This is a genomic window from Paraburkholderia hayleyella (assembly GCF_009455685.1).
GTDB lineage: Bacteria > Pseudomonadota > Gammaproteobacteria > Burkholderiales > Burkholderiaceae > Paraburkholderia > Paraburkholderia hayleyella.
Window position 1 is genome coordinate 725,430 of sequence record NZ_QPES01000001.1, and the last position, 20,365, is coordinate 745,794.

Genomic DNA, 20,365 nt, shown 5'->3' on the forward strand with positions numbered 1-20,365 from the left:
AATCAAGCCGTGCCGTAATCGACATAGCTGTCGTCGCGGCAAAAGCTGACGAGGCGCACTCCCGCCTGACGCGCTAGCGCCAGCGCCAGCGAAGACGGCGCGGAGATGGTGGCCACCATCGGCATGCCCACTCTCGCGGCTTTGCGTACGAGTTCATAGCTGGCGCGGCTGGAGAGAAACACAAAACCGTCCTGCAGGTCCATCCGCCGCAGCATGAGCTGGCCGATCAGTTTGTCCAGCGCATTGTGGCGGCCCACATCTTCGAACGCGTAGCGGATCGTGCCGCTGGCATCGCACCAGGCCGCTGCATGCAGGCCGCCCGTCAGTCGTGTGAGTGTCTGATGAGCGGGCAAGCCGCGGGCGGCACGGGCGAGCGCATCGGGGGCGAGGCGCGCCAGAAAACCCGTATCGGGTACGCGCTCAGGCGCCAGATCGAGCAGCGCGATGCTTTCGATGCCGCACACGCCACAACCGGTGCGGCCTGTAAGCGCCCGGCGTTTTTCCTTGAGCATGGCGAAGGTCTGCTGTAGCACCGTCAGATGCACCTCGGCATGCGGTATTTCACCGGCATGCAGAACGACTTCGATATCCTGAATCTCGCTGCGGCTGGTGGCGATACCCTCCGAGATCGAAAAGCCCAGCGCAAAGGCTTCCAGATCGCGTGGCGTCGCCATCATCACCGCATGCGAAATCCCATTGAATATCAGGGCCACGGGCCATTCCTGGCCTACGTGATCGGTGCAGGTTTCGACCGTGCCGGAGCGATACCGGCTGACCTGGCAGGGAATCTCGCCTGGTTCGTCGTTGAGGTTGTGTTCGTTCATGGGTTCGGCTCCGGGTTAAGGGCGACCACGTCCTACAATATGCCGCATGCAACGCTAGGCGCCACACCAGGTTTCGCGCCGCATATTAGCCACGAACTACCCGCCACGAGGATGTGTCCATGGAACTTCACGCGTTACCGCTGCTGTTTAACTTCGAAATCGCCTCATCGCAGAACCTGACGTTCATCCCGATGGCGGTACGTTTTAACCTGGACCGCTGTGGCTTGCGCATCTCGCTTGCGCAATGGCAAACCTTGCCTCATGCCGCGCGCGAACAACTGGCGCGCTATCCACTCGAGGACCACGCCGCCGCAACGTTTGCTGCTGCCTTACACGCGCTGCTGGAGGCGCATCACAGCGGCGCGGCTGAACGCTTCGCCCCGGAGGCTAGTCCGGCCTGGCGCAATAGCGAAGCCGTGCCAGCCAGCGTGACCGCGCAAGCCATCCTCGCGGATGCGCCTGCGCCAGATGCCGCGCAGTGGGCGGCGCTGACGCTGTTTCAGCGTTACGTGCTGGCCAAGCTGTCGCGCAAGCCGCACGCCAATCACGATTTCATCCCTGCGCTCAGGGAGTTTGGCCTGACGCGGGACTAGCCTGCCCGAGTGCGGGTAATTCGCGCGGACGACGGTTGCTATCGGTGGCGACGTAGGTCAGCGTGGCCTCCGTGACTTTTACGACCTCCTGGGTCAGGCTCATACGTTGCGCGTACACCTCGACATCCACCGTGATCGAGGTTCGGCCGGTTTTGACGATGCTGGCGTAAAAGCTCAGTAAATCGCCGACAAATACAGGCTGCTTGAAGACAAACGAATTGACCGCGATGGTTACCACGCGCCCATTGGCGCGGCGGCTTGCCGGGATCGACCCGGCGATATCGACTTGCGCCATGATCCAGCCGCCAAACACATCGCCATGCACATTGGCATCGGATGGCTGAGGCATGACGCGCAGTGCGGGGGAGGTGATGGGCAGGTCGAGGGGTTCGGTCATGAGGAACACTTGAACTCGTAAAATCGTCAAAAAACAGATGAATGAGATGGAATACCGATGGAATACCACCAGAGCAGGAGAGGAGGCGCTTACCCGAAATGAACGATGTCCTGCGAGCCTCGGCATGGCGGCATCGGATAAAGCCAGCGAGAGCAGCTAGAGGCGCCTTCTGCGACAATACAGCGCTCGGGAATTGTACGGGAAAGCGCCACCGCGGTTGCACGCGCAGCGCACAATCGGGGGGCCTCGGGCGCGGAACCCTCGCGTTTTCCGGGCCCTGTCCGGGGTCACGCGTTCATCCTCCACGTCATTTCGTTTTTCTTCAGCCGGGCCTTATGCGCAGCACTTCTGCTTCTTCCTCGCCGTCCCCGTCTTCAGCCGCACGCTCTGCCAGGCGCAGCGACTGGCAGACCATCCTGTCGCTGCTGCCTTATCTCGCCACCTATAAATGGCGCGTCGTGCTGGCGCTCAGTTGCCTGATCGGGGCGAAGGTAGCCAATCTTGGCGTGCCGATCGTGATGAAGCGGATCGTCGATAGCTTGGCCTCGGTGCAACAATTGAGCGCCCTGGGACGCGCCGAGAACGCGCCCGCCATTGTGTTGCTGGGCGGCGTGGGCATGCTGGTGGTGGCGTATGCGCTGGTGCGGCTTTCTACCTCGCTGTTTACCGAGTTGCGCGAAGTCCTGTTTGCGAAAGTCACCGAAAGCGCCGTGCGCCAACTGGCGCTGAAAGTGTTTCAGCATCTTCATGCACTGTCGTTACGTTTTCATCTTGAGCGGCAAACGGGCGGTATGTCGCGCGATATCGAACGCGGCTCGCGCGGCATCACGCAACTGATTTCATATTCGCTCTACAGCATCTTGCCGACGCTGGTTGAAGTAGGCCTCGTGCTGGGGTTTTTCGTCATCAAGTACGAGGCTTATTACGCGATCGTCACGTTTATCGCGTTGGTGGTCTACATCACGTTCACGATCAAGGTCACCGAATGGCGCACGCATTTTCGCCGGACGATGAACGATCTCGATTCGCGCGCCAACTCCCGTGCAATCGATTCGCTGCTGAACTACGAAACCGTTAAATACTTCGGCAACGAAGCCTGGGAAACCGAGCGCTACGACGAAAACCTCAAACGCTATCGCAGCGCGGCCATCAAGTCGCAAAACTCGCTGTCGGTGCTGAACTTTGGCCAGCAGGCCATCATCGGCACGGGGCTCGTGTTTATCCTGTGGCGCGCCACGCAAGGGGTGATGAGCGGTCATCTGACGTTGGGCGATTTTGTCCTGATCAACACGTTCATGTTGCAGTTGTACATTCCGCTGAATTTTCTCGGCGCGGTGTACCGCGAACTCAAACAAAGCCTGACAGACATGGACCGTATGTTCACGCTGCTCGATGTGACGCGCGAAGTGCCGGATGCCGCAGCGGCCCCGGCGCTGGTGGTGCGGGGCGCGGAGGTGCGCTTCGAGCATGTGAAGTTTGCTTATGAGCCTGCACGCACGATCCTGCATGACGTAAGCTTCACCATCGCAGCGGGTACGACCACGGCGGTGGTGGGCCACAGCGGCTCAGGCAAATCGACGCTGGCGCGGCTGATGTTTCGCTTCTACGATCTCGAACGTCCTGACGGCGGTGCGATCACGATAGACGGGCAGGACATCCGCGATGTCGCTCAGGATTCGCTGCGCGCGGCGATTGGCATCGTGCCGCAGGACACGGTGCTGTTCAATGACACGATTTACTACAACATTGCCTATGGCCGTCCGTCCGCGAGCCGTGAGGAAGTGCTGGCCGCGGCGCGGGCGGCGCATATCCACGAGTTCATCGAAGGGCTGCCCGATGGCTACGACACGCCGGTGGGCGAGCGCGGGCTCAAGCTGTCCGGCGGTGAAAAGCAACGCGTGGCGATTGCCCGCACCGTGCTGAAAAATCCCCCGATCCTGATTTTCGACGAAGCGACTTCGGCGCTTGATTCACGCTCCGAGCGCGCGATCCAGCATGAGCTGGATCAGATCGCGCGGGAGCGCACCACACTGATCATCGCGCATCGTCTTTCGACGGTGGTGCACGCGCAGCAGATTCTCGTGATGGACAAGGGGCGCATCGTCGAGCGGGGGACGCACGCCGAGTTATTGCGCGCGGGCGGTCCATTTGCGCAGATGTGGGCGTTGCAGCAGCGTGCCGCGCAAAGCGGCGCGGATACCACGGCCAGTGGGCTCAGCGCTTCGTCGTCATTGAGCGCCGCGGACGTCGCGGACCAATGACGGATGAACGGGGTGGGCAAGAGGCTTGGGCGCATGGGCCAGCAGATGCTGGTCGAGCGCCTGAAGCTGCGCAGGCGTGCCCACGTTTGCCCAAAGCCCGTCGTAACGCTCGCCGCTGACGTGCCCGGCAGCGATGGCCTCGCGGTAAAACGGCGTGAGCGCGCAGCGCGTGCCAGGCGTCAACGTACGAAACATGCGCGTGTCGTACAGCCCGATATTGGCGAATGTCAGACGCGGCATCGCGTTGAGCGATACCTGTCCATCAACCAGGGCGAAATCCCCTGCCGCATGAAACGGCGGGTTGGGCACCAGGACCAGATGCATGCCGGGGTCGCTTGACGCAGCGAGCGCGGCGCGCTGTGCGTTGAGCCGGGCATAGTCGAAATCGGCGTAAACGTCCCCGCTGACCGCCAGAAAAATCTCGGGTGCACCGGCGTCTTCGAGTAGCGGCAGCGCCTTGGCGATGCCGCCAGCTGTCTCCAGCGGAGCAGGTTCGGGGGAGTAGCGCAACTCAACCTGCCAGCGCGAGCCATCGCCCAGGGCCGCTTCGATCTGTTGGCCGAGCCACGCGTGATTGATCACGATGGTTCGCATGCCTGCTTGCGCGAGCCGCTCGATTTGCCAGACGATCAACGGTTTGCCGCCCGCTTCGAGCAGTGGCTTGGGCGTGGCGTCGGTCAGCGGACGCATCCGCTCGCCGCGTCCAGCGGCGAAGATCATCGCTTTGGTGAGGCGCGTGGGCGTGGCCATGATCTAGAAGGTATAGCCGACGTCGGCGGTCTGGCCTTCCAGTTCATCAAGCAAGTGGGCTAGCGGCGCAAGCGGCCGGTAGCGTTGCGCCACCTTGCGCGCGTAGCCGATGATGCGCGGCAAATCCTGTACGTACTGCGGTTTGCCGTCGCGGTGATGGATTCGGCAAAAGAGCCCCAGCACCTTGATATGCCGTTGCAAACCCATCCATTCGAGCTGGCGGTAGAACTCGCCAAAATCTGCATCGACTGGCAGCCCCGCTTTTTTGGCGTGTTCCCAGTAATAGGCGAAGCAGTCGAGCTCGAAGGCTTCATCCCAACTGATGAAGGCGTCGCGCAGCAGGGACACGACGTCATAGGTGATGGGCCCATAAACGGCATCCTGGAAGTCGAGCACTCCTGGATTGGGCGTGGCTTGCATCAGGTTGCGCGGCATGAAATCACGCAGCATGAACACCTGAGGCTGGGCGCGGGCGCTGGCGATCAGCAGCGCGAAGGTTTGGTCGAGCAGCCTGCGCGTGGCGTCATCGACTTCGCGGCCCAGATGACGGCCGATGAACCATTCAGGCATCAGCTCCATTTCGCGGCGCATGAAGCTTGCGTCGAACGGGGGCAGGACGTCTTCGCGCGTGGCGAGCTGCCAGCGGATCAGCGCATCGAGCGCATCGCGCAGCAGCGAACGGGCGTTATCGGCGTTCAGCACACTCAGATAAGAGGTGGTGCCCAGATCGGTGACGAGCATGAAACCGCGTTCATAGTCGGCTTGCAGTACCTGCGGGACATGCACGCCAGCCGTTTGCAGCAGGCCGGCGATGGCGGCGAATTCACGGCATTTTTCAGGCGGCGGGGCATCGACGGCGATCAGCGTCGATAAGTGGCCGTGAGGCATATCGTGATGCGCGTCGAGGCGAAAGTAGCGGCGAAAACTGGCATCGGCCGATGCCGGAGCGAGCGAGGCAAGATTGAGGCCGTATGAGCCGGCGAGGGGTAAAAGCCACGCGCGGAGTTGTTCGAGACGGGTGTCAGGGGAGGGCGAAGCGCTGATGGGGGTCATGAAAACCGGGGGGCAAAATCAGAAGGAACAACGTCTTGCCATATAATACCCCACGACTTTTTTGAGGCGATTCGCGCCAGCTTTCCGCATTCCGTCTGCCTGCCAGCCTTGTTGCTTGCTTCATCGCTTAAGCCTTACTGCTTGCCTTAGCGTCCGGGCGTTATTTTGATATGCGTATGCATGCCACCGCGGCTGCCACGCTTTGACTACCCCGGCGGGGCTGCTTTGCCAAACCCGACTACATGCCGCCCAGACAGTTTTCCAAAAAGATTCCCTGTTGCGAACGCATGCCGCGCAAACGGCAGCTGGCTGCGGCATTGATCGCCGTGCCGGGCCTCGTGCAGGCTCAGCTGTCAGGCGCGGCAGCGCAGCCACAGCGGCTCGATGTGCCATGGGGCTTGCGGCTGGCCCCCCAGCTTGAAGAGCATCCGCTGGCGCCGGGCCAGCAACCTCCCGTTTTCCTGCTGGGCAAGCTGGTGACCGCCACTACCGATCAGGACATGGCAGTGCGCGAAGCCGCTGAAGTACGGCGCAACACCGTGGTCATCAAGGGTGATGCGCTGCACTACGATCAGGACACGGATATGGCCGATGCTTACGGCCAGGTGCATGTCATCAACAACGGCAATACGTTTGCTGGCCCCGAAGCGCATCTGAAGGTCGAATCGAACGAAGGCTACATGATCGCGCCGAAGTACCGCTTCAATGTGACGGGCGGCTCGGGCAGCGCGGAGCGCGTCGATCTGCTCGACAACGAGCGCTCGAGGTTCACCCAGGGCACGTACACTGGGTGCCAGTGCGCCGTGAACCCGGCCTGGTATATCAAGGGCAGCGAGTTTGTGTTCGATACCGGCGCAGATGAAGGTACCGCCCGCAATGGGGTGCTGTTCTTTCAGGGCGTGCCCGTGTTTGCCAGCCCCTGGATGTCGTTTCCGCTGTCAGGGGAGCGCCGTAGCGGAATTTTGCCGCCCATCGCGTCAATGAGTTCGAACAATGGTTTCGAAATCTCCGCGCCGTACTACTTCAATATCGCACCCAACCGCGACCTGACCCTGACGCCACGCCTGATGACAAAACGCGGCGTGCAGGTGCAGGCGTCGTTTCGCTATCTGTCGCCGACCTACGCGGGCTCGATCACTGGCGAGTTTTTGCCGAATGACCGCATCACCCATACCAACCGGTATGCACTTTATATTCAGCACAGCCAGAATTTCGGCGGCGGTTTTGGTGGCTACATCTACTACAACAAGGTTTCGGACAATACGTATCCGGAAGACCTGTCGTCCTCGGTGAACCAGTTTCTGAATGGCACCCAGCTGCTGTATCAGCAAGAAGTTGGGCTGACGTACAACAATGGTCCGTGGTCGGTGCTGGCGCGCGAGCAGAACTGGCAAACGCTCAGCCCATCCGTGGCGCCCTATGGCCGCGAGCCGCAATTAAACGTCAAGTACACGAAGTACAACGTCCACGGTTTTGATTTTGGCGTGGAAGCCGATTATTCGCGGTTCCGGATTACCACGGCGGATACCACCGAAGGCGACCGGGTACTCTTCAACCCGTATCTGTCTTATTCGGTGGTGGGCCCCGGTTACTTTGTCACGCCGAAAGTGCAATGGCACCTGGCGTCGTACAACCTGAACCATATTGCATCGACAGCGCCGCTTGGCCAGCCGAAAAATTTCACCGAATCGATCCCGACGCTGTCATTTGATACCGGGCTGATTTTCGACCGTTCGGTGCGGCTCTTCGGCCAGAGTTTCATTCAGACTCTTGAGCCCCGGCTGTACTACGTGTACACGCCTTATCGGAACCAGGCGTTCGCGCCGCTGTTCGACACCGGCGAATCCGATTTCGGCATGGCGGAAATTTTCCAGCCGAATACCTTTGTCGGCAACGATCGTATTGCTGACGCCAACCGTCTGACCGCCGCCATCACCACGCGCTTTATCAACCCGGCGACGGGCGATGAGCGCGCACGCTTTGTGCTGGCGCAGCAGTATTACTTTGAGGGCCAGCGCGTCACGCTGCTGCCGGGGCAATCCACCAGCCAGGCGAAGCATTCGGATTTGATCGCGGGCGCATCCATCAAGCTCGGCGCGGGTTTTGCATCCGAAACCGCGTTTCAGTACAACGCCGACAACAACCAGTTTGTCAAAACCAGCGTGGGTTTCGGCTTTAGTCCGGCGGCGAGCAAGGTGATCAATGTTTCATATCGCTATACCCGTGCCAACACCACGCTCGATTACCAGCCGATCAACCAGATCGTGATGTCAGGGCAGTGGCCGTTCATGCGCCGGGTGTATGGCGTAGGGCGTCTCAATTACGATGTGCGCAGCAGGCGCGTTGTCGATAGTTTGATCGGTTTGCAATACGATGCCGATTGCTGGGCGCTGGGGGTCGGGCTGCAACGCTTTGCCAACGGGGTAAATACCTTGGGCGCCCCGGTTTCCAGCACGCGTATTCTGGCTCAACTGACGTTCAAGGGCTTGTCGAGCGTCGATAACGGGCTCATGAATGCATTCCGGGCCAGCGTGCCGGGGTATGCACCCTTGCCACCGCCACCGCCGCCCGAGGCGCGTTTCACTAATTACGAATGATGGACATGAAGTCATTCATCCAGTGCAAAAAGACGGACGGCGCGCGTTTCGTCGTGTCTCGCGCCTATCTCTTCTTATCGGAGTGTCTGTGACGATCATCAAACCCTTCAAGCTCATCAAGCCCGGCAAGTCATTGAGTCTGGCTGCCCTGGCGGTCTCTTTTGCCGTAACGGCATCCTTCCTGCTGGCGTCACCCGCCCGGGCCCAGGCGCTGAGCGCGAGCAACAATGCGGGCCGGATGGTGGACACCATTGCCGCGGTGGTCAATAACGGCGTGATCACCCAGCGTGAGCTCAACGAGCGGGTGAGACTGATCGCCCAGCGGCTCAACCAGCAAAATGCGCCGTTGCCTCCCATGGACCAGTTGAGCCAGCAGGTATTGAGCCAGATGGTACTGGAGCGTATTCAGCTGCAACGAGCGCGTGAAGACGGCATTGTCATCGACAACGATATGCTCCAGAAAACGCTCGGACGGCTGGCCGAGGCCAATCACCTGTCGCTCGATGCTTACCGTGCGCAGATCGAAGCGCGTGGGGTGCCGTGGGAGACCTTCGTGGGTGACGCCAAAACCGAGATGCTGCTCTCACGTCTGCGCGAGAAAGAGGTGGACAGCAAAATCACGGTGTCGGACGCCGAAGTGGCGAATTACATCGCCAGCCAGCGCGGTCCGAATGCCGGTCTGACCAGCGATTTACGCCTCGAGCACATTCTGGTGAAAGCGCCGCTGGACGCATCGCAAACCGATATCGAAGCGGCTCAGCAAAAGGCCGAGGCGCTGCTGCAACAAGCTAGCAGTGGTACTTCTTTCGGGAAGCTGGCGAAAGCCAGCTCGCAAGCCAGCGATGCCGCGAAGGGTGGCGATCTGGGTTTTCTGCCGGTCTCGCAACTGCCGGCCGATTTCGTCAAGGCCGCGAGCACGTTGCGTCCAGGGCAGGTCAATCCGCAACTGATCCGTACCAGCGATGGTTTTGAAATCGTGCGTCTGGTGGACCGCCGTGCGGGCAAGGGTTTGACGCCAGGTAACGCGCCGAAGCTCATGCAAACACATGTACGTCATATTTTGCTGCGTGTCGGCGAAGGCATGTCCGAGCCAGCCGCGCGGCAAAAGCTGCTGGATATTCGCAAGCAGATCGAAGCAGGGGGCGATTTCGGCAAGTTCGCGCGGACGTATTCGCAGGATGGCTCGGCTTCGCAAGGCGGTGACCTGGGCTGGGTCAGCCCCGGCGAAACCGTGCCCGAGTTCGAACGCGCGATGAACAGCCTGCAAGACGGCCAGATCAGCAACCCCGTGCGCAGCGAGTACGGCTATCACCTGATCGAAGTGCTGGCGCGGCGCGAATCGGAAGGCTCAGTGGCGCAACAGATGGATATGGCGCGCCAGGCCATTGGTCAGCGCAAGGCCGAGCAGGCTTATTCCGACTGGTTGCGTGAACTGCGCGATACCGCCTACGTGGATATCAAGCCAGGCGCATTAAGCGACGCGGCAGCGCGTTAGTGTCCGTCATGCCGCCCGCAGCGTTAGCCTCCGGCCTGGTGCATATAGCGCTGACCACAGGCGAACCTGCGGGCGTGGGGCCGGAACTGACGGCGCAAGCACTGGCGGGTGCCGCAACGCGTTGGCCGCAGGCGCGATTCACGGTACTAGGCGACACGGCGTTGCTGCATCAACGGGCTCAAAGAGTCGGCCTGGACTGGGCCGCACTGCCATCCCAACAGGTACAGATTGCACATCGCCCGCTGGGCGCGCCGTCTGAGCCTGGGCAACTGAATCCGGCGAATGGCCGCTATGTGCTGGCGTTACTGGATGAGGCGATCGATGGCGCGCTGGCTCAGGCTTATGACGCGATCGTCACTGCGCCGCTGCAAAAAAGCACGATCAACGAGGCCGGTGTGCCCTTTACCGGCCACACCGAATATCTGGCGCAGCGTACCCATACGTCACGCGTCGTGATGATGCTGACGGGCACGGGCCAGCACCCGCTGCGCGTAGCGCTGGCGACCACGCATCTGGCGCTCAAAGACGTTCCCGCCGCGCTGACTGTCGATAGCCTCGTTGCAACCCTGGGCATCATTCATCATGATTTATCGCGTTTTTTTGGCTTGCCCTCGCCGCGCATTCTGGTGACCGGACTCAATCCCCATGCCGGCGAAAACGGTTATCTAGGCCGCGAAGAAATCACGGTGATTACGCCTGCGCTGAACCGTGTCCGTGCGTCAGGTATTGACGCACGCGGGCCGTATCCCGCCGATACGCTGTTTCAGCCGCGCCACCTCGACGAGGCGGATTGCGTGCTGGCGATGTACCACGATCAAGGCTTGCCCGTGCTGAAGTACGCCACGTTTGGCGCTGGCATCAACATCACGCTAGGGCTGCCGCTCATCCGCACCTCTGTCGATCACGGCACGGCACTCGATCTGGCCGGCACCGGCACCGCAGATCCGGGCAGCCTGATTGCCGCGATTGATACGGCCGTCACGATGGCCATGCATCGCCGTCAGCCGTCCGCTGTCGGGCAATGAACCGAAAACCCGCAACAAACCTGATAAAGCCTTTTCAATGAACCACAACTCTAGCCGGCAGCATCAGGGCCACTTTGCGCGCAAGCGTTTCGGACAGAATTTTCTTGTCGATGAAAGCGTGATTGATTCGATCGTTGACGTGATTCGTCCGCAACGCGGCGAACGCATGGTTGAAATCGGTCCTGGGCTTGGCGCACTCACCGCACCGCTTATCGAACGGCTATCGACACCGCAAGCACCGCTGCATGCCGTTGAACTGGACCGTGACCTGCTGGGACGGCTCAAGCAGAAGTTCGGCGTGTTGCTCGAATTGCATGCGGGCGATGCGCTCGCGTTCGATTTCGGTGCACTGGCGCTGCCTGGCGAACAGCCGACGCTGCGCATTGTTGGCAACTTGCCGTACAACATTTCAAGCCCGCTGCTGTTTCATCTGACAACGTTCGCGCCGAAGGTGATTGATCAGCATTTCATGCTGCAAAACGAAGTGGTAGAGCGCATGGTGGCTGAACCCGGCACCAAGGCTTTTAGCCGGCTGTCGGTGATGCTGCAGCATCGTTATGTGATCGACAAGCTGCTCGACGTGCCACCGGAGGCTTTCCAGCCGCCGCCGAAGGTCCATTCAGCGATTGTGCGAATGATCCCCTACGCCGCAGGCGAAAGGCCATCCGTCGATGTGGCGACGCTGGGCGCGGTGGTGAGCGCGGCGTTTTCGCAGCGGCGCAAGATGCTGCGCAATACGCTGGCGGCGTTTCGTGAGACGGTGGATTTTGCGGCGCTCGGTTTCGACCTGGCGCGGCGTGCCGAAGACGTGCCGGTGGATGAATATGTGCGCGTGGCGCAGCAGGTGATGGCATCGGGTGTACCGCTGCCGGTGGTGGCGGGGACGGTTGTCGATGATGCGGATTAGGGCGGAGCGAAACGCCAGGAGATGAGTGGCTTGGCGAATGTGCTGCTTTTTCCGTTTGCTTTTGCCATGACGAAGCCCCCAGGCGTTGGCTGATTTGTTGGTGCGTGGCTGGGGGCGGGCAGTATTTCAACAATCCGTTGCAATCAGCGGCGGTGCGAAGGAAGCGGATTCGCGCCGCGGCTCCCATGTGGTGATGGCCGGAGATTTGCCATAGGCCGCCAGCAGGCCCTGGTACATCATCTCGGCCTGGCGGTCGATCTCTAACGTGGCTGCGGATAGGGATTGCAGGGGTTGCAACGCGGACTGTTGCAGCGGCGTGCGTGCTTCGGCCTGGAGCGGTTTCCAGTTCTGCGAGGGCAGCGCGCCAAACTCTTCTTCACCTGCGCGCTTGAGCCCTGCCGCGTAGGCCTTGTCTAGCCAGTAACCCACCGGGTCAGACAGATGCCGGTTCTCGCCGGGCATGCTCATCAGGCTCTGCGCGCGCGGAGCCCGGCTGGCGCGTTGCGCGATGGTCTCCTTGTCCCAGACGGTGCCGTCGGCGAATCTCAGCGCCTCGACGCCCTTGACGTATTCGCTGCCGGATTTTGCCAGCTGGTCGACGAGTTTTAGCTCGTTGTGCGCACCTTTGAGGGTGATGAGCACGTTCTCGCTGTTGTATTCCTCGCGGCTCAGGATGACGTCTTCGGGACGAATATCGTCATCGAATTTCACCACGTCGATGTAGCGCTTGCTGAAGTCGTAGCCTTCGATGATCCTGTTGTGGCCCGAGTGTTTGCCGAAGCGGTAGGTGTCGCTGCCGTCACCACCGTAGAGCGTGTCATTGCCTGCGCCGCCATCCATGAGATCGTCACCGTTGAAGCCCTGAATGAGGTCGTCGCCTGGCGTGCCTTTGAGCGTCATGAGCGCGACGTCTTCCTTGCTCCATGTCGTGCCGTTGGCGAACTTGAACTGCTCGATGGCGGCGAAGAATTTCTGTTCGTGTTGCCGGAACTGGTCGCGGATACGCAGCACGCTGTCCGAGCCCCTGATCGTGATGAGCAGGTCGTCGCTGCGGCCATCGCGTTTGACGGTTATGTCTTCGGGTTTGATCTCCGTATCGAAGCGCACGACGTCTGTGTATTTGTCCTGGAAGTCACTGCTCTCCGCGATGGTGTCGTTGCCGGAGCGTCTGCCGAAGAGATAGGTGTCATTGCCATCGCCGCCGTAAAGCGTGTCGTTGCCTGCACCGCCATCCATGAGGTCGTCGCCGTTGAAGCCCTGGATGATGTCGTCGCCTGGCGTGCCTTTGAGCGTCATGAGCGCGACGTCTTCCTTGCTCCATGTCGTGCCGTTGGCGAACTTGAACTGCTCGATGGCGGCGAAGAATTTCTGTTCGTGTTGCCGGAACTGGTCGCGGATACGCAGCACGCTGTCCGAACCCCTGATCGTGATGAGCAGGTCGTCGCTACGGCCATCGCGTCTGACGGTTATGTCTTCGGGTTTGATATCTGCGTCGAAACGCACGACGTCTGTGTATTTGTCCTGGAAGTCACTGCTCTCCGCGATGGTGTCGTTGCCGGAGCGTCTGCCGAAGAGATAGGTGTCATTGCCATCGCCGCCGTAAAGCGTGTCGTTACCTGCACCGCCATCCATGAGGTCATCGCCGTTAAAGCCCTGAATGAGGTCGTCGCCTGGCGAGCCTTTGAGCGTCATGAGCGCGACATCTTCCTTGCTCCATGTCGTGCCGTTGGCGAACTTGAACTGCTCGATGGCGGCGAAGAACTTCTGTTCGTGTTGCCGGAGCTGGTCACGGATACGCAGCACGCCATCCGAGCCCCTGATGGTGATGAGCAGATCATCACTACGACCATCGCGTCTGACGGCTATGTCTTCAGGTTTGATATCCGCATCGAAACGCACAACGTCTGTGTATTGGCCCTGGAAGTCGCTGCTCTCCGCGATGGTGTCGTTGCCGGAGTGTTTGCCGAAGCGGTAGGTGTCGTTGCCATCACCACCATAAAGCGTGTCGTTGCCTGCACCGCCATCCATGAGGTCGTCGCCGTTGAAGCCCTGGATGATGTCGTCGCCTGGCGTGCCTTTGAGGGTCATGAGCGCGACATCCTCCTTGCTCCATGTCGTGCCGTTGGCAAACTTGAACTGCTCGATAGCGGCGAAGAATCTCTGTTCGTGTTGCCGGAGCTGGTCGCGGATACGCAGCACATTTTCCGAGCCCCTGATCGTGATGAGCAGGTCGTCGCTGCGGCCATCGCGTTTGACGGTTACGTCTTCGGGTTTGATATCCGCATCGAAACGCACGACGTCTGTGTATTTGTCCTGGAAGTCGCTGCTCTCTGCGATGGTGTCGTTGCCAGAGCGTCTGCCGAAGAGATAGGTGTCGTTGCCATCACCACCATAAAGTGTGTCGTTGCCTGCACCGCCATCCATGAGGTCGTCGCCGTTGAAGCCCTGGATGAGGTCGTCGCCCGGCGTGCCCTTGAGCGTCATGAGCGCGACGTCCTCCTTGCTCCATGTCGTGCCGTTGGCAAACTTGAACTGCTCGATGGCGGCGAAGAATTTCTGTTCGTGTTGCCGGAGCTGGTCGCGGATACGGAGCACGTTTTCCGAGCCCCTGATCGTGATGAGCAGGTCATCACTACGGCCATCGCGTCTGACGGTTACGTCTTCGGGCTTGATATCCGCATCGAAACGCACAACGTCTGTGTATTTGTCCTGGAAGTCGCTGCTCTCTGCGATGGTGTCGTTGCCAGAGCGTCTGCCGAAGAGATAGGTGTCGTTGCCATCACCACCATAAAGTGTGTCGTTGCCTGCACCGCCATCCATGAGGTCGTCGCCGTTGAAGCCCTGGATGAGGTCGTCGCCCGGCGTGCCCTTGAGCGTCATGAGCGCGACGTCCTCCTTGCTCCATGTCGTGCCGTTGGCAAACTTGAACTGCTCGATGGCGGCGAAGAATTTCTGTTCGTGTTGCCGGAGCTGGTCGCGGATACGGAGCACGTTTTCCGAACCCATGATCGTGATGAGCAGGTCGTCGCTGCGGCCATCGCGTTTGACGGTTACGTCTTCGGGCTTGATATCCGCATCGAAACGCACAACGTCTGTGTATTTGTCCTGGAAGTCACTGCTCTCCGCGATGGTGTCGTTGCCGGAGCGTCTGCCGAAGAGATAGGTGTCGTTGCCATCACCACCGTAGAGTGTGTCGTTGCCTGCGCCGCCATCCATGAGGTCGTCGCCGTTGAAGCCCTGGATGAGGTCGTCGCCCGGCGTGCCTTTGAGCGTCATGAGCGCGACGTCCTCCTTGCTCCATGTCGTGCCGTCGGCGAAATTGAACTGCTCGATGGCGGCGAAGAATTTCTGTTCGTGTTGCCGGAGCTGGTCGCGGATACGCAGCACGCTGTCCGAGCCCCTGATCGTGATGAGCAGGTCATCACTACGGCCATCACGTCTGACGCTCACGTCTTCTGGTCTGACATCCGCATCGAAGCGCACCACGTCGGTGTAATCGCCGTAGACGTCGTACTCTTCGCTAACCGTATCGTTGCCCGAGTGCCGGCCGAACCAGTACGAGTCACTTCCATCGCCGCCGCGCAGCGTATCGTTGCCGCGGCCGCCTCTCAGGACATCATCGCCCACGCCACCCAGGAGTTCGCTAGCCTCGTCCCGCGCCAGCAGAATGTCCGCGCCGCGCCCCCCTTCCAGCCTGCCACTGCCGTAGAACACATCCATCGCCGTCAGCGCCTCACGCAGTGCCCCCGACTCATGCGTCATGACGTAGTCACGCAGCACCGAAGTCATGTCGAACCCCGCCGTGTGCCAGCCCGCGCCGTATTGCCGCGTGAGCTCCGTCATGAGCCGTGTCACCTCGACAGCACCGATCCGGCTTTCCGCGTTCTTTAGCAGCGTCACCATCGCGCTGAAATCCGCGCTGATCTTGCCGCTGGTGTCCAGCGTGTAGCGGATCGCGTCCAGACAGGGCTTCCATGTCGTTTGCGAGGCGGCGGCGTTGTAGACCGAATGCGTCAGCGTCTCCCAGGCCCGGGTGATATACCCGAAGCGGGTGCTGGTGAATATCAGCACCTCGTTCTGGTTCGCCTCCAGCATCGTGCCGCTTAACTTCTCCAGCACCGCCAGCCGGCCCAGCCACTGCGCGCCGATGTCGCAGCCGGAGAGCGTGCGCCGGCCTTGTGTGACCCGTGCCTGTGTCGTCTCCATGCCCGAGGTGGCAACCCATGCATTGAGCAGGGGCTCGATGAGTGCGAGGAGCTGGGTAGGTGTGGTGGCGGCAGCGAGCTGCGCGAGAAGCGTGCGAAGCGCCGCGCCTTCCTTCGTGTCCATGCTGGCGGCCTGCCGCAGGTCGCGCACGTTGCCTACGCCCTGGATATTGGGCAGTTCCTGTACGTCCTCGCGTAGTGGAATGGGGGTGTCGAACTTCTGGTGCGCCTTGTCCTGGCCGAACCAGACTTCGAGCATTTCGTGTTCGGTTTTGATGCCATTCACAACGTGTACGAAGCTGCCTGTGCCGCGCACGATGTTGCCGTTTTCCAGCGTACGGACCGTGCTGCCCCGGCTTAAACGGATTTCGACGATGCCGAGCTGCGTGAGGGTGAGCAGTTCGCCATCCTGGGTTGCGCCGTCGCGGTTGCCGTCGCGCCAGATACGCAGGGAGGACCAGACTGAATCGTTGTGGTCGATGATGCCGTCTTTGTTGAAATCGAACTCGCGCAGCGCTTCAAAGCCGTTCGCGGCGAGCGTGCCATTGGCGAGTTGCGTGAAATTGCTGAAGAGTTCGGCGCCGGTGTCGATCAGGCCGTTATGGTTGCGGTCGAGGACGAGCAAGCCGTCGCCGGTGCTGATCCAGCCGGTGTGGGTGCGGCTGCCTTCGCCGGCGAAATCGAAGTGGGCTTCGGAGTGGTCCACGCCGGTGGTGTGGACGCCGTCGCCGTCGAGATCGAGGATTAGGGGGTCGATGACGGCGTAGGCGGATATCAGGTCTTTTAAAAACAGTTGGACATCGAGCGAATCCTGTACGCGCCGGATGAGCATTTCGAGTTTTTTCAGCAAACCCATTTTGCGGATTTCTTCACGAGCAAGTAATGCGCCGGTTTCGCTTACCTTGCGCAATACATTCGGGGAGCTCATCCGGTCGGTCCATGAACTAATGGCCGCCAGTTTGCCGGTATCGAGAGCCAGAATGGCATTGCCGGCCGCAATTTCCATCGACTCCAATAGGGCTATGGTAGCGTCCCTGTCGCCTGAAATGCTGCCGTCTGACTTTAATATGTCCTGCCATAGTTTTTCTCGTGCTTTTTCAGGGAGCACGGAAAATGGGGTGTTTAATGTCCAGGCGTCGTTGCTTAGGTTGTGTTCTATGAATATTTTATTGTGAATGCCCCATGCTTCTTTGCTGTTAATATCCCTTTCCGCTGTTTTCCCCGGAGAATTTTCTGCCTGGGCAATCAGGTTGTCGATATATGCTTTAGCTAAATCTGATTTTATAGATTTAATTTCTGATTTATTTAATTTACTTCCATTTATTTGAGAGGAAATTTTGAGAAATTCAAGCGCAGCCGAACCGCTTATTGTATTTTCCTGGTTTACTCCTTGGGCAAGGCGCGCGTAGTCATAACCGTGGGATGATAAATAATTGTAGGCATCAGTTATATTTCCGTCTGCAATCTTGTTCTTTAAATAAATCAGCGTCGGCAATGATACATTTTTCACTGTAAATATAAATTTCATTTTAAAATTTTCTCTCGTTTAAATGAGACGACCAGTTCGGCTATATTTTTCTGAATGCTCTCCCAATGCCCAAGATTTTCTTTTGAATAACTTATGCGAGCAATTGCTTCTATCTCTGAGACTATAAAAGTTTGATCGCATGTTTTTGGTGAGTTATTTCCATCTGAGCATATAATATAGGTTGCTTTTTTATCCCTATCATAAAATATTTCACTTTTCCCCAATTGACTATTTGGAGCAACGACTTCAGAAATTTTTTCATTCGATAGCCCAAAAATTAAATCCGGCTGCAATTGCGATCTTTTTTCACTTATAATAAAATTCACATATTCGTTAAACCATGCTGCTGGGCTTTGGTTTTTTGGATTTTGCCAAGGATCCACACCAACAGTAATCCACTCAACACGTCGCGCCCGCCCACCATTTAACCCCAGCCAGCTAGCCTGATTAGATCTATTCAGCGGGGCAAAATCAGGATAATGCAGCAGCAAGCTAAATGACTCAATTGGCACGTCTGGTCCTGGCGCATGCCGAACTGGAGGATTACTCCATATTTCGTCCCCTTTGTATTGCACTGGGAAGAATTTGTACTCAGCCGGAATTACAACCTGAATACCGTTGATACTACCTATTCCCGGCTGGGCAGTATGGCTGTCTATTTTATCTTTACATCCGGCAAATATAAAAACCGTTGCCAGGCCAATTGACATTAAAAAATTATTTATCTCAGAATAATTTTTATTATTTACTTTTATCAAAACTGCATCTCCCTATAAATGTATTTTTTTTGCTGTAAATATATTTCATGGGAGAATTTACATGATTGTCATCTTTTTGTATGTCGGGAAATATGGAAATATATTTATGAATTTTCCGATAATATTATTCAAACTGCATAACGACATTGAAAATATCTCAGCGGGTTGCGTGAGGGTAAGTAGTTCGCCATCCTGGGTTGCGCCGTCGCGGTTGCCGTCGCGCCAGATACGCAAGGAGGACCAGACCGAATCGTTGTGGTCGATGATGCCGTCTTTGTTGAAATCGAACTCGCGCAGCGCTTCAAAGCCGTTCGCGGCGAGCGTGCCATTGGCGAGTTGCGTGAAATTGCTGAAGAGTTCGGCGCCGGTGTCGATCAGGCCATTGTGGTTGCGGTCGAGGACGAGCAGGCCGTCGCCGGTGCTGATCCAGCCGGTGTGGGTGCGGCTGCCTTCGCCGGCGAAATAGTCCAGAGTGCCTGGTCCAGGTCGGTGCCGAGTTTGCTGCCGAATAAAGCCCCTGCCGCACCGCCCACGCCAACGGCAAGTAACAACAGAATCCCTGCAAGAGTGGAGCCGACAGAAGCGGCAAACAATGCTCCAATTGCCACACCGCTAGTCGCCCCAAGCTCCGCTCCCTGAAGCGAACCAGCTATCCCTCCAATTACTCGGACAACCTCGCTCCAATCATGCGTACTCCGCCCCCTGTCCATAGCAAAGCTGAGCGTCATGATATCCACCAGCTTGTTTGCCCGGCCTAACGCTGTACCCGCGGCAGCGAAACCACTGACCGGCCGTACCTCGCATACCCGGCTTCACCACCACGGCTTAATCTGGCCGCACTTTCCAGCATCGTGTTTGCTGTTGATTTAAGGAGCGCTTTTACCGCTGTTGACTGGACGCGAGTTGCCATTGCGTCAATCCGCTGCCCGTATTTCCCGGTTGCATCTACCAGCTTTTGGCCTACCGCCGCATAGTCAACATCATGAACGGCCTCGTCGCTTCAGAACCTCACCCGCACCACCGCTACCTGCGGTCTATATATCACCTATATTGTCATTCCGAATAAACTCGATCGCCGCCCTAATATCATCATCGGAAATAAAAATCGGTTGAGCAGGAGAAGCAGGTGACTTATTAGATTCTCCCATCAAAATCTGCTTATCAGTCAACGCAGGCATAAAACCTTCCTTAAATAATACTCACTAGATACAAAAAATCCGTATGATGCCATGAACCAGAGAAAAAACATTCCTCCCGATGTAAAAGCCAAGATTAGCCTTGAGTGCAGCATCGCCGCAAAGATACCTGATTTTGGATCGCCCAAAGTATTTGCATCAAACGCCAGTGCCAAAATCATAAAAAACATGATAAAGCTAGCTTGTCGCATGTGGCCAGTTATATTGCGATTTCTCACCCTTATTTCTCGATTAACCGTGCTGATTAAATACAGAAATAACCCTCCGCCCCATGCAAACCAAAAAGATAAGCCATAGCTCACCAGCAATGAAAATGGAAATGATGACCTCTCCGAAAAATCTTTAACTACGGGCAAAACAAGCCCAATTTTTGCAAGACTCTGGGCCAGACTATTCTCGGGAATCTGATCTGGCAATAGCACAGCTAGAGGAACAATTACAAATACTCCAAGCCAGATAATTCGCCAGAAAGTTTGAGTGTAGAACTCAACAGTCTTTTTATTTAACTCTTTTATAATGAAATTCATACTCTCAGTCTTTCATCCTGTTTCTATATTTTTCTTAGTCTAAAAATAACGCCGCTCAGATAAAATAGAAGTATCTTTGCTAAACTTATAATTTTGCTTGGATGAAACAAGCTATTTATTGAGTCAGTCATGTTGCATTTGATTAAGTGAGTAAGCCGGAAAATGAATCATCGGCATTTTTAAAGCCGGTTTTTGACAAAATTTGATAGGGGCATAAACTGGTGAATGATAAATAATTATATGCGCCAG

Annotated in this window: 14 protein-coding genes; 7 read left to right on the top strand and 7 right to left on the bottom strand. The window is 57.9% G+C overall.

The genetic code is table 11. The annotated features are described in order from the left end of the window. Positions 1-2: 2 nt before the first annotated feature. Positions 3-824 carry a formate dehydrogenase accessory sulfurtransferase FdhD gene (fdhD, locus tag GH657_RS03360; RefSeq protein ID WP_153099374.1) on the bottom strand — a complete coding sequence of 274 codons (822 nt, stop codon included), beginning with the start codon at positions 822-824 and terminating at the stop codon, positions 3-5. Positions 825-943: 119 nt separating this feature from the next. Here fdhD and GH657_RS03365 point away from each other — a divergent pair, with 119 nt between their 5' ends. Beyond that, a complete protein-coding gene (locus GH657_RS03365; RefSeq protein WP_153099376.1) occupies positions 944-1,417 on the top strand; it encodes a nitrate reductase associated protein in 474 nt (157 codons plus the stop codon). On the opposite strand, the gene GH657_RS03370 is transcribed toward GH657_RS03365, so the two are convergent. After that, positions 1,389-1,814 (bottom strand): acyl-CoA thioesterase, encoded by a 426-nt coding sequence (locus GH657_RS03370; RefSeq protein WP_153099378.1) that lies wholly within the window; start codon positions 1,812-1,814, stop codon positions 1,389-1,391. The genes GH657_RS03365 and GH657_RS03370 overlap by 29 nt on opposite strands. Before the next feature lie 335 nt (positions 1,815-2,149). Here GH657_RS03370 and GH657_RS03375 point away from each other — a divergent pair, with 335 nt between their 5' ends. Further along, a complete protein-coding gene (locus GH657_RS03375; RefSeq protein ID WP_153099379.1) occupies positions 2,150-4,075 on the top strand; it encodes an ABCB family ABC transporter ATP-binding protein/permease in 1,926 nt (641 codons plus the stop codon). Here GH657_RS03375 and murU read toward each other — a convergent pair. Both murU and GH657_RS03385 read right to left on the bottom strand, forming a co-directional pair. Then, positions 4,043-4,825: an N-acetylmuramate alpha-1-phosphate uridylyltransferase MurU gene (gene murU / locus GH657_RS03380; RefSeq protein WP_153099381.1), complete on the bottom strand. Its 783-nt coding sequence runs from the start codon at positions 4,823-4,825 to the stop codon at positions 4,043-4,045. The genes GH657_RS03375 and murU overlap by 33 nt on opposite strands. Positions 4,826-4,828: 3 nt before the next feature. After that, complete coding sequence (locus GH657_RS03385; protein WP_153099383.1) at positions 4,829-5,878, bottom strand: aminoglycoside phosphotransferase family protein; 1,050 nt, start codon at positions 5,876-5,878, stop codon at positions 4,829-4,831. 242 nt (positions 5,879-6,120) lie between these two features. On the opposite strand from GH657_RS03385, the gene GH657_RS03390 reads away from it, so the two are divergent. The 4 genes from GH657_RS03390 to rsmA all read left to right on the top strand — a co-directional run bounded on the left by GH657_RS03390 (position 6,121) and on the right by rsmA (position 11,902). Then, positions 6,121-8,475, top strand: coding sequence for an LPS-assembly protein LptD (locus tag GH657_RS03390; RefSeq protein ID WP_153099385.1), 2,355 nt, complete (start codon positions 6,121-6,123; stop codon positions 8,473-8,475). Between the two features lie 88 nt (positions 8,476-8,563). Beyond that, positions 8,564-9,970: a peptidylprolyl isomerase gene (locus GH657_RS03395; RefSeq protein ID WP_425495725.1), complete on the top strand. Its 1,407-nt coding sequence runs from the start codon at positions 8,564-8,566 to the stop codon at positions 9,968-9,970. A gap of 8 nt (positions 9,971-9,978) precedes the next feature. Then, positions 9,979-10,995, top strand: a complete 1,017-nt coding sequence (pdxA, locus tag GH657_RS03400; RefSeq protein WP_153101614.1) for a 4-hydroxythreonine-4-phosphate dehydrogenase PdxA — start codon at positions 9,979-9,981, stop codon at positions 10,993-10,995. A gap of 37 nt (positions 10,996-11,032) precedes the next feature. Continuing rightward, positions 11,033-11,902, top strand: coding sequence for a 16S rRNA (adenine(1518)-N(6)/adenine(1519)-N(6))-dimethyltransferase RsmA (gene rsmA / locus GH657_RS03405; RefSeq protein WP_153099387.1), 870 nt, complete (start codon positions 11,033-11,035; stop codon positions 11,900-11,902). Between the two features lie 126 nt (positions 11,903-12,028). Here the strand turns inward: rsmA and GH657_RS18360 are convergent, their stop codons facing one another. Beyond that, entirely contained in the window at positions 12,029-17,113 is a 5,085-nt protein-coding gene (locus GH657_RS18360; protein WP_174769857.1) for a calcium-binding protein, read from the bottom strand. 518 nt (positions 17,114-17,631) lie between these two features. Further along, entirely contained in the window at positions 17,632-18,393 is a 762-nt protein-coding gene (locus GH657_RS03415) for a hypothetical protein (RefSeq protein ID WP_153099390.1), read from the bottom strand. 255 nt (positions 18,394-18,648) lie between these two features. Between GH657_RS03415 and GH657_RS03420 the strand changes: the two genes are divergently transcribed. Next, positions 18,649-19,032, top strand: a complete 384-nt coding sequence (locus GH657_RS03420; RefSeq protein WP_153099392.1) for a hypothetical protein — start codon at positions 18,649-18,651, stop codon at positions 19,030-19,032. A 526-nt stretch (positions 19,033-19,558) separates the two neighbouring features. Here the strand turns inward: GH657_RS03420 and GH657_RS03430 are convergent. Next, positions 19,559-20,116 carry a hypothetical protein gene (locus GH657_RS03430; protein ID WP_153099395.1) on the bottom strand — a complete coding sequence of 186 codons (558 nt, stop codon included), beginning with the start codon at positions 20,114-20,116 and terminating at the stop codon, positions 19,559-19,561. Positions 20,117-20,365: the final 249 nt, after the last annotated feature.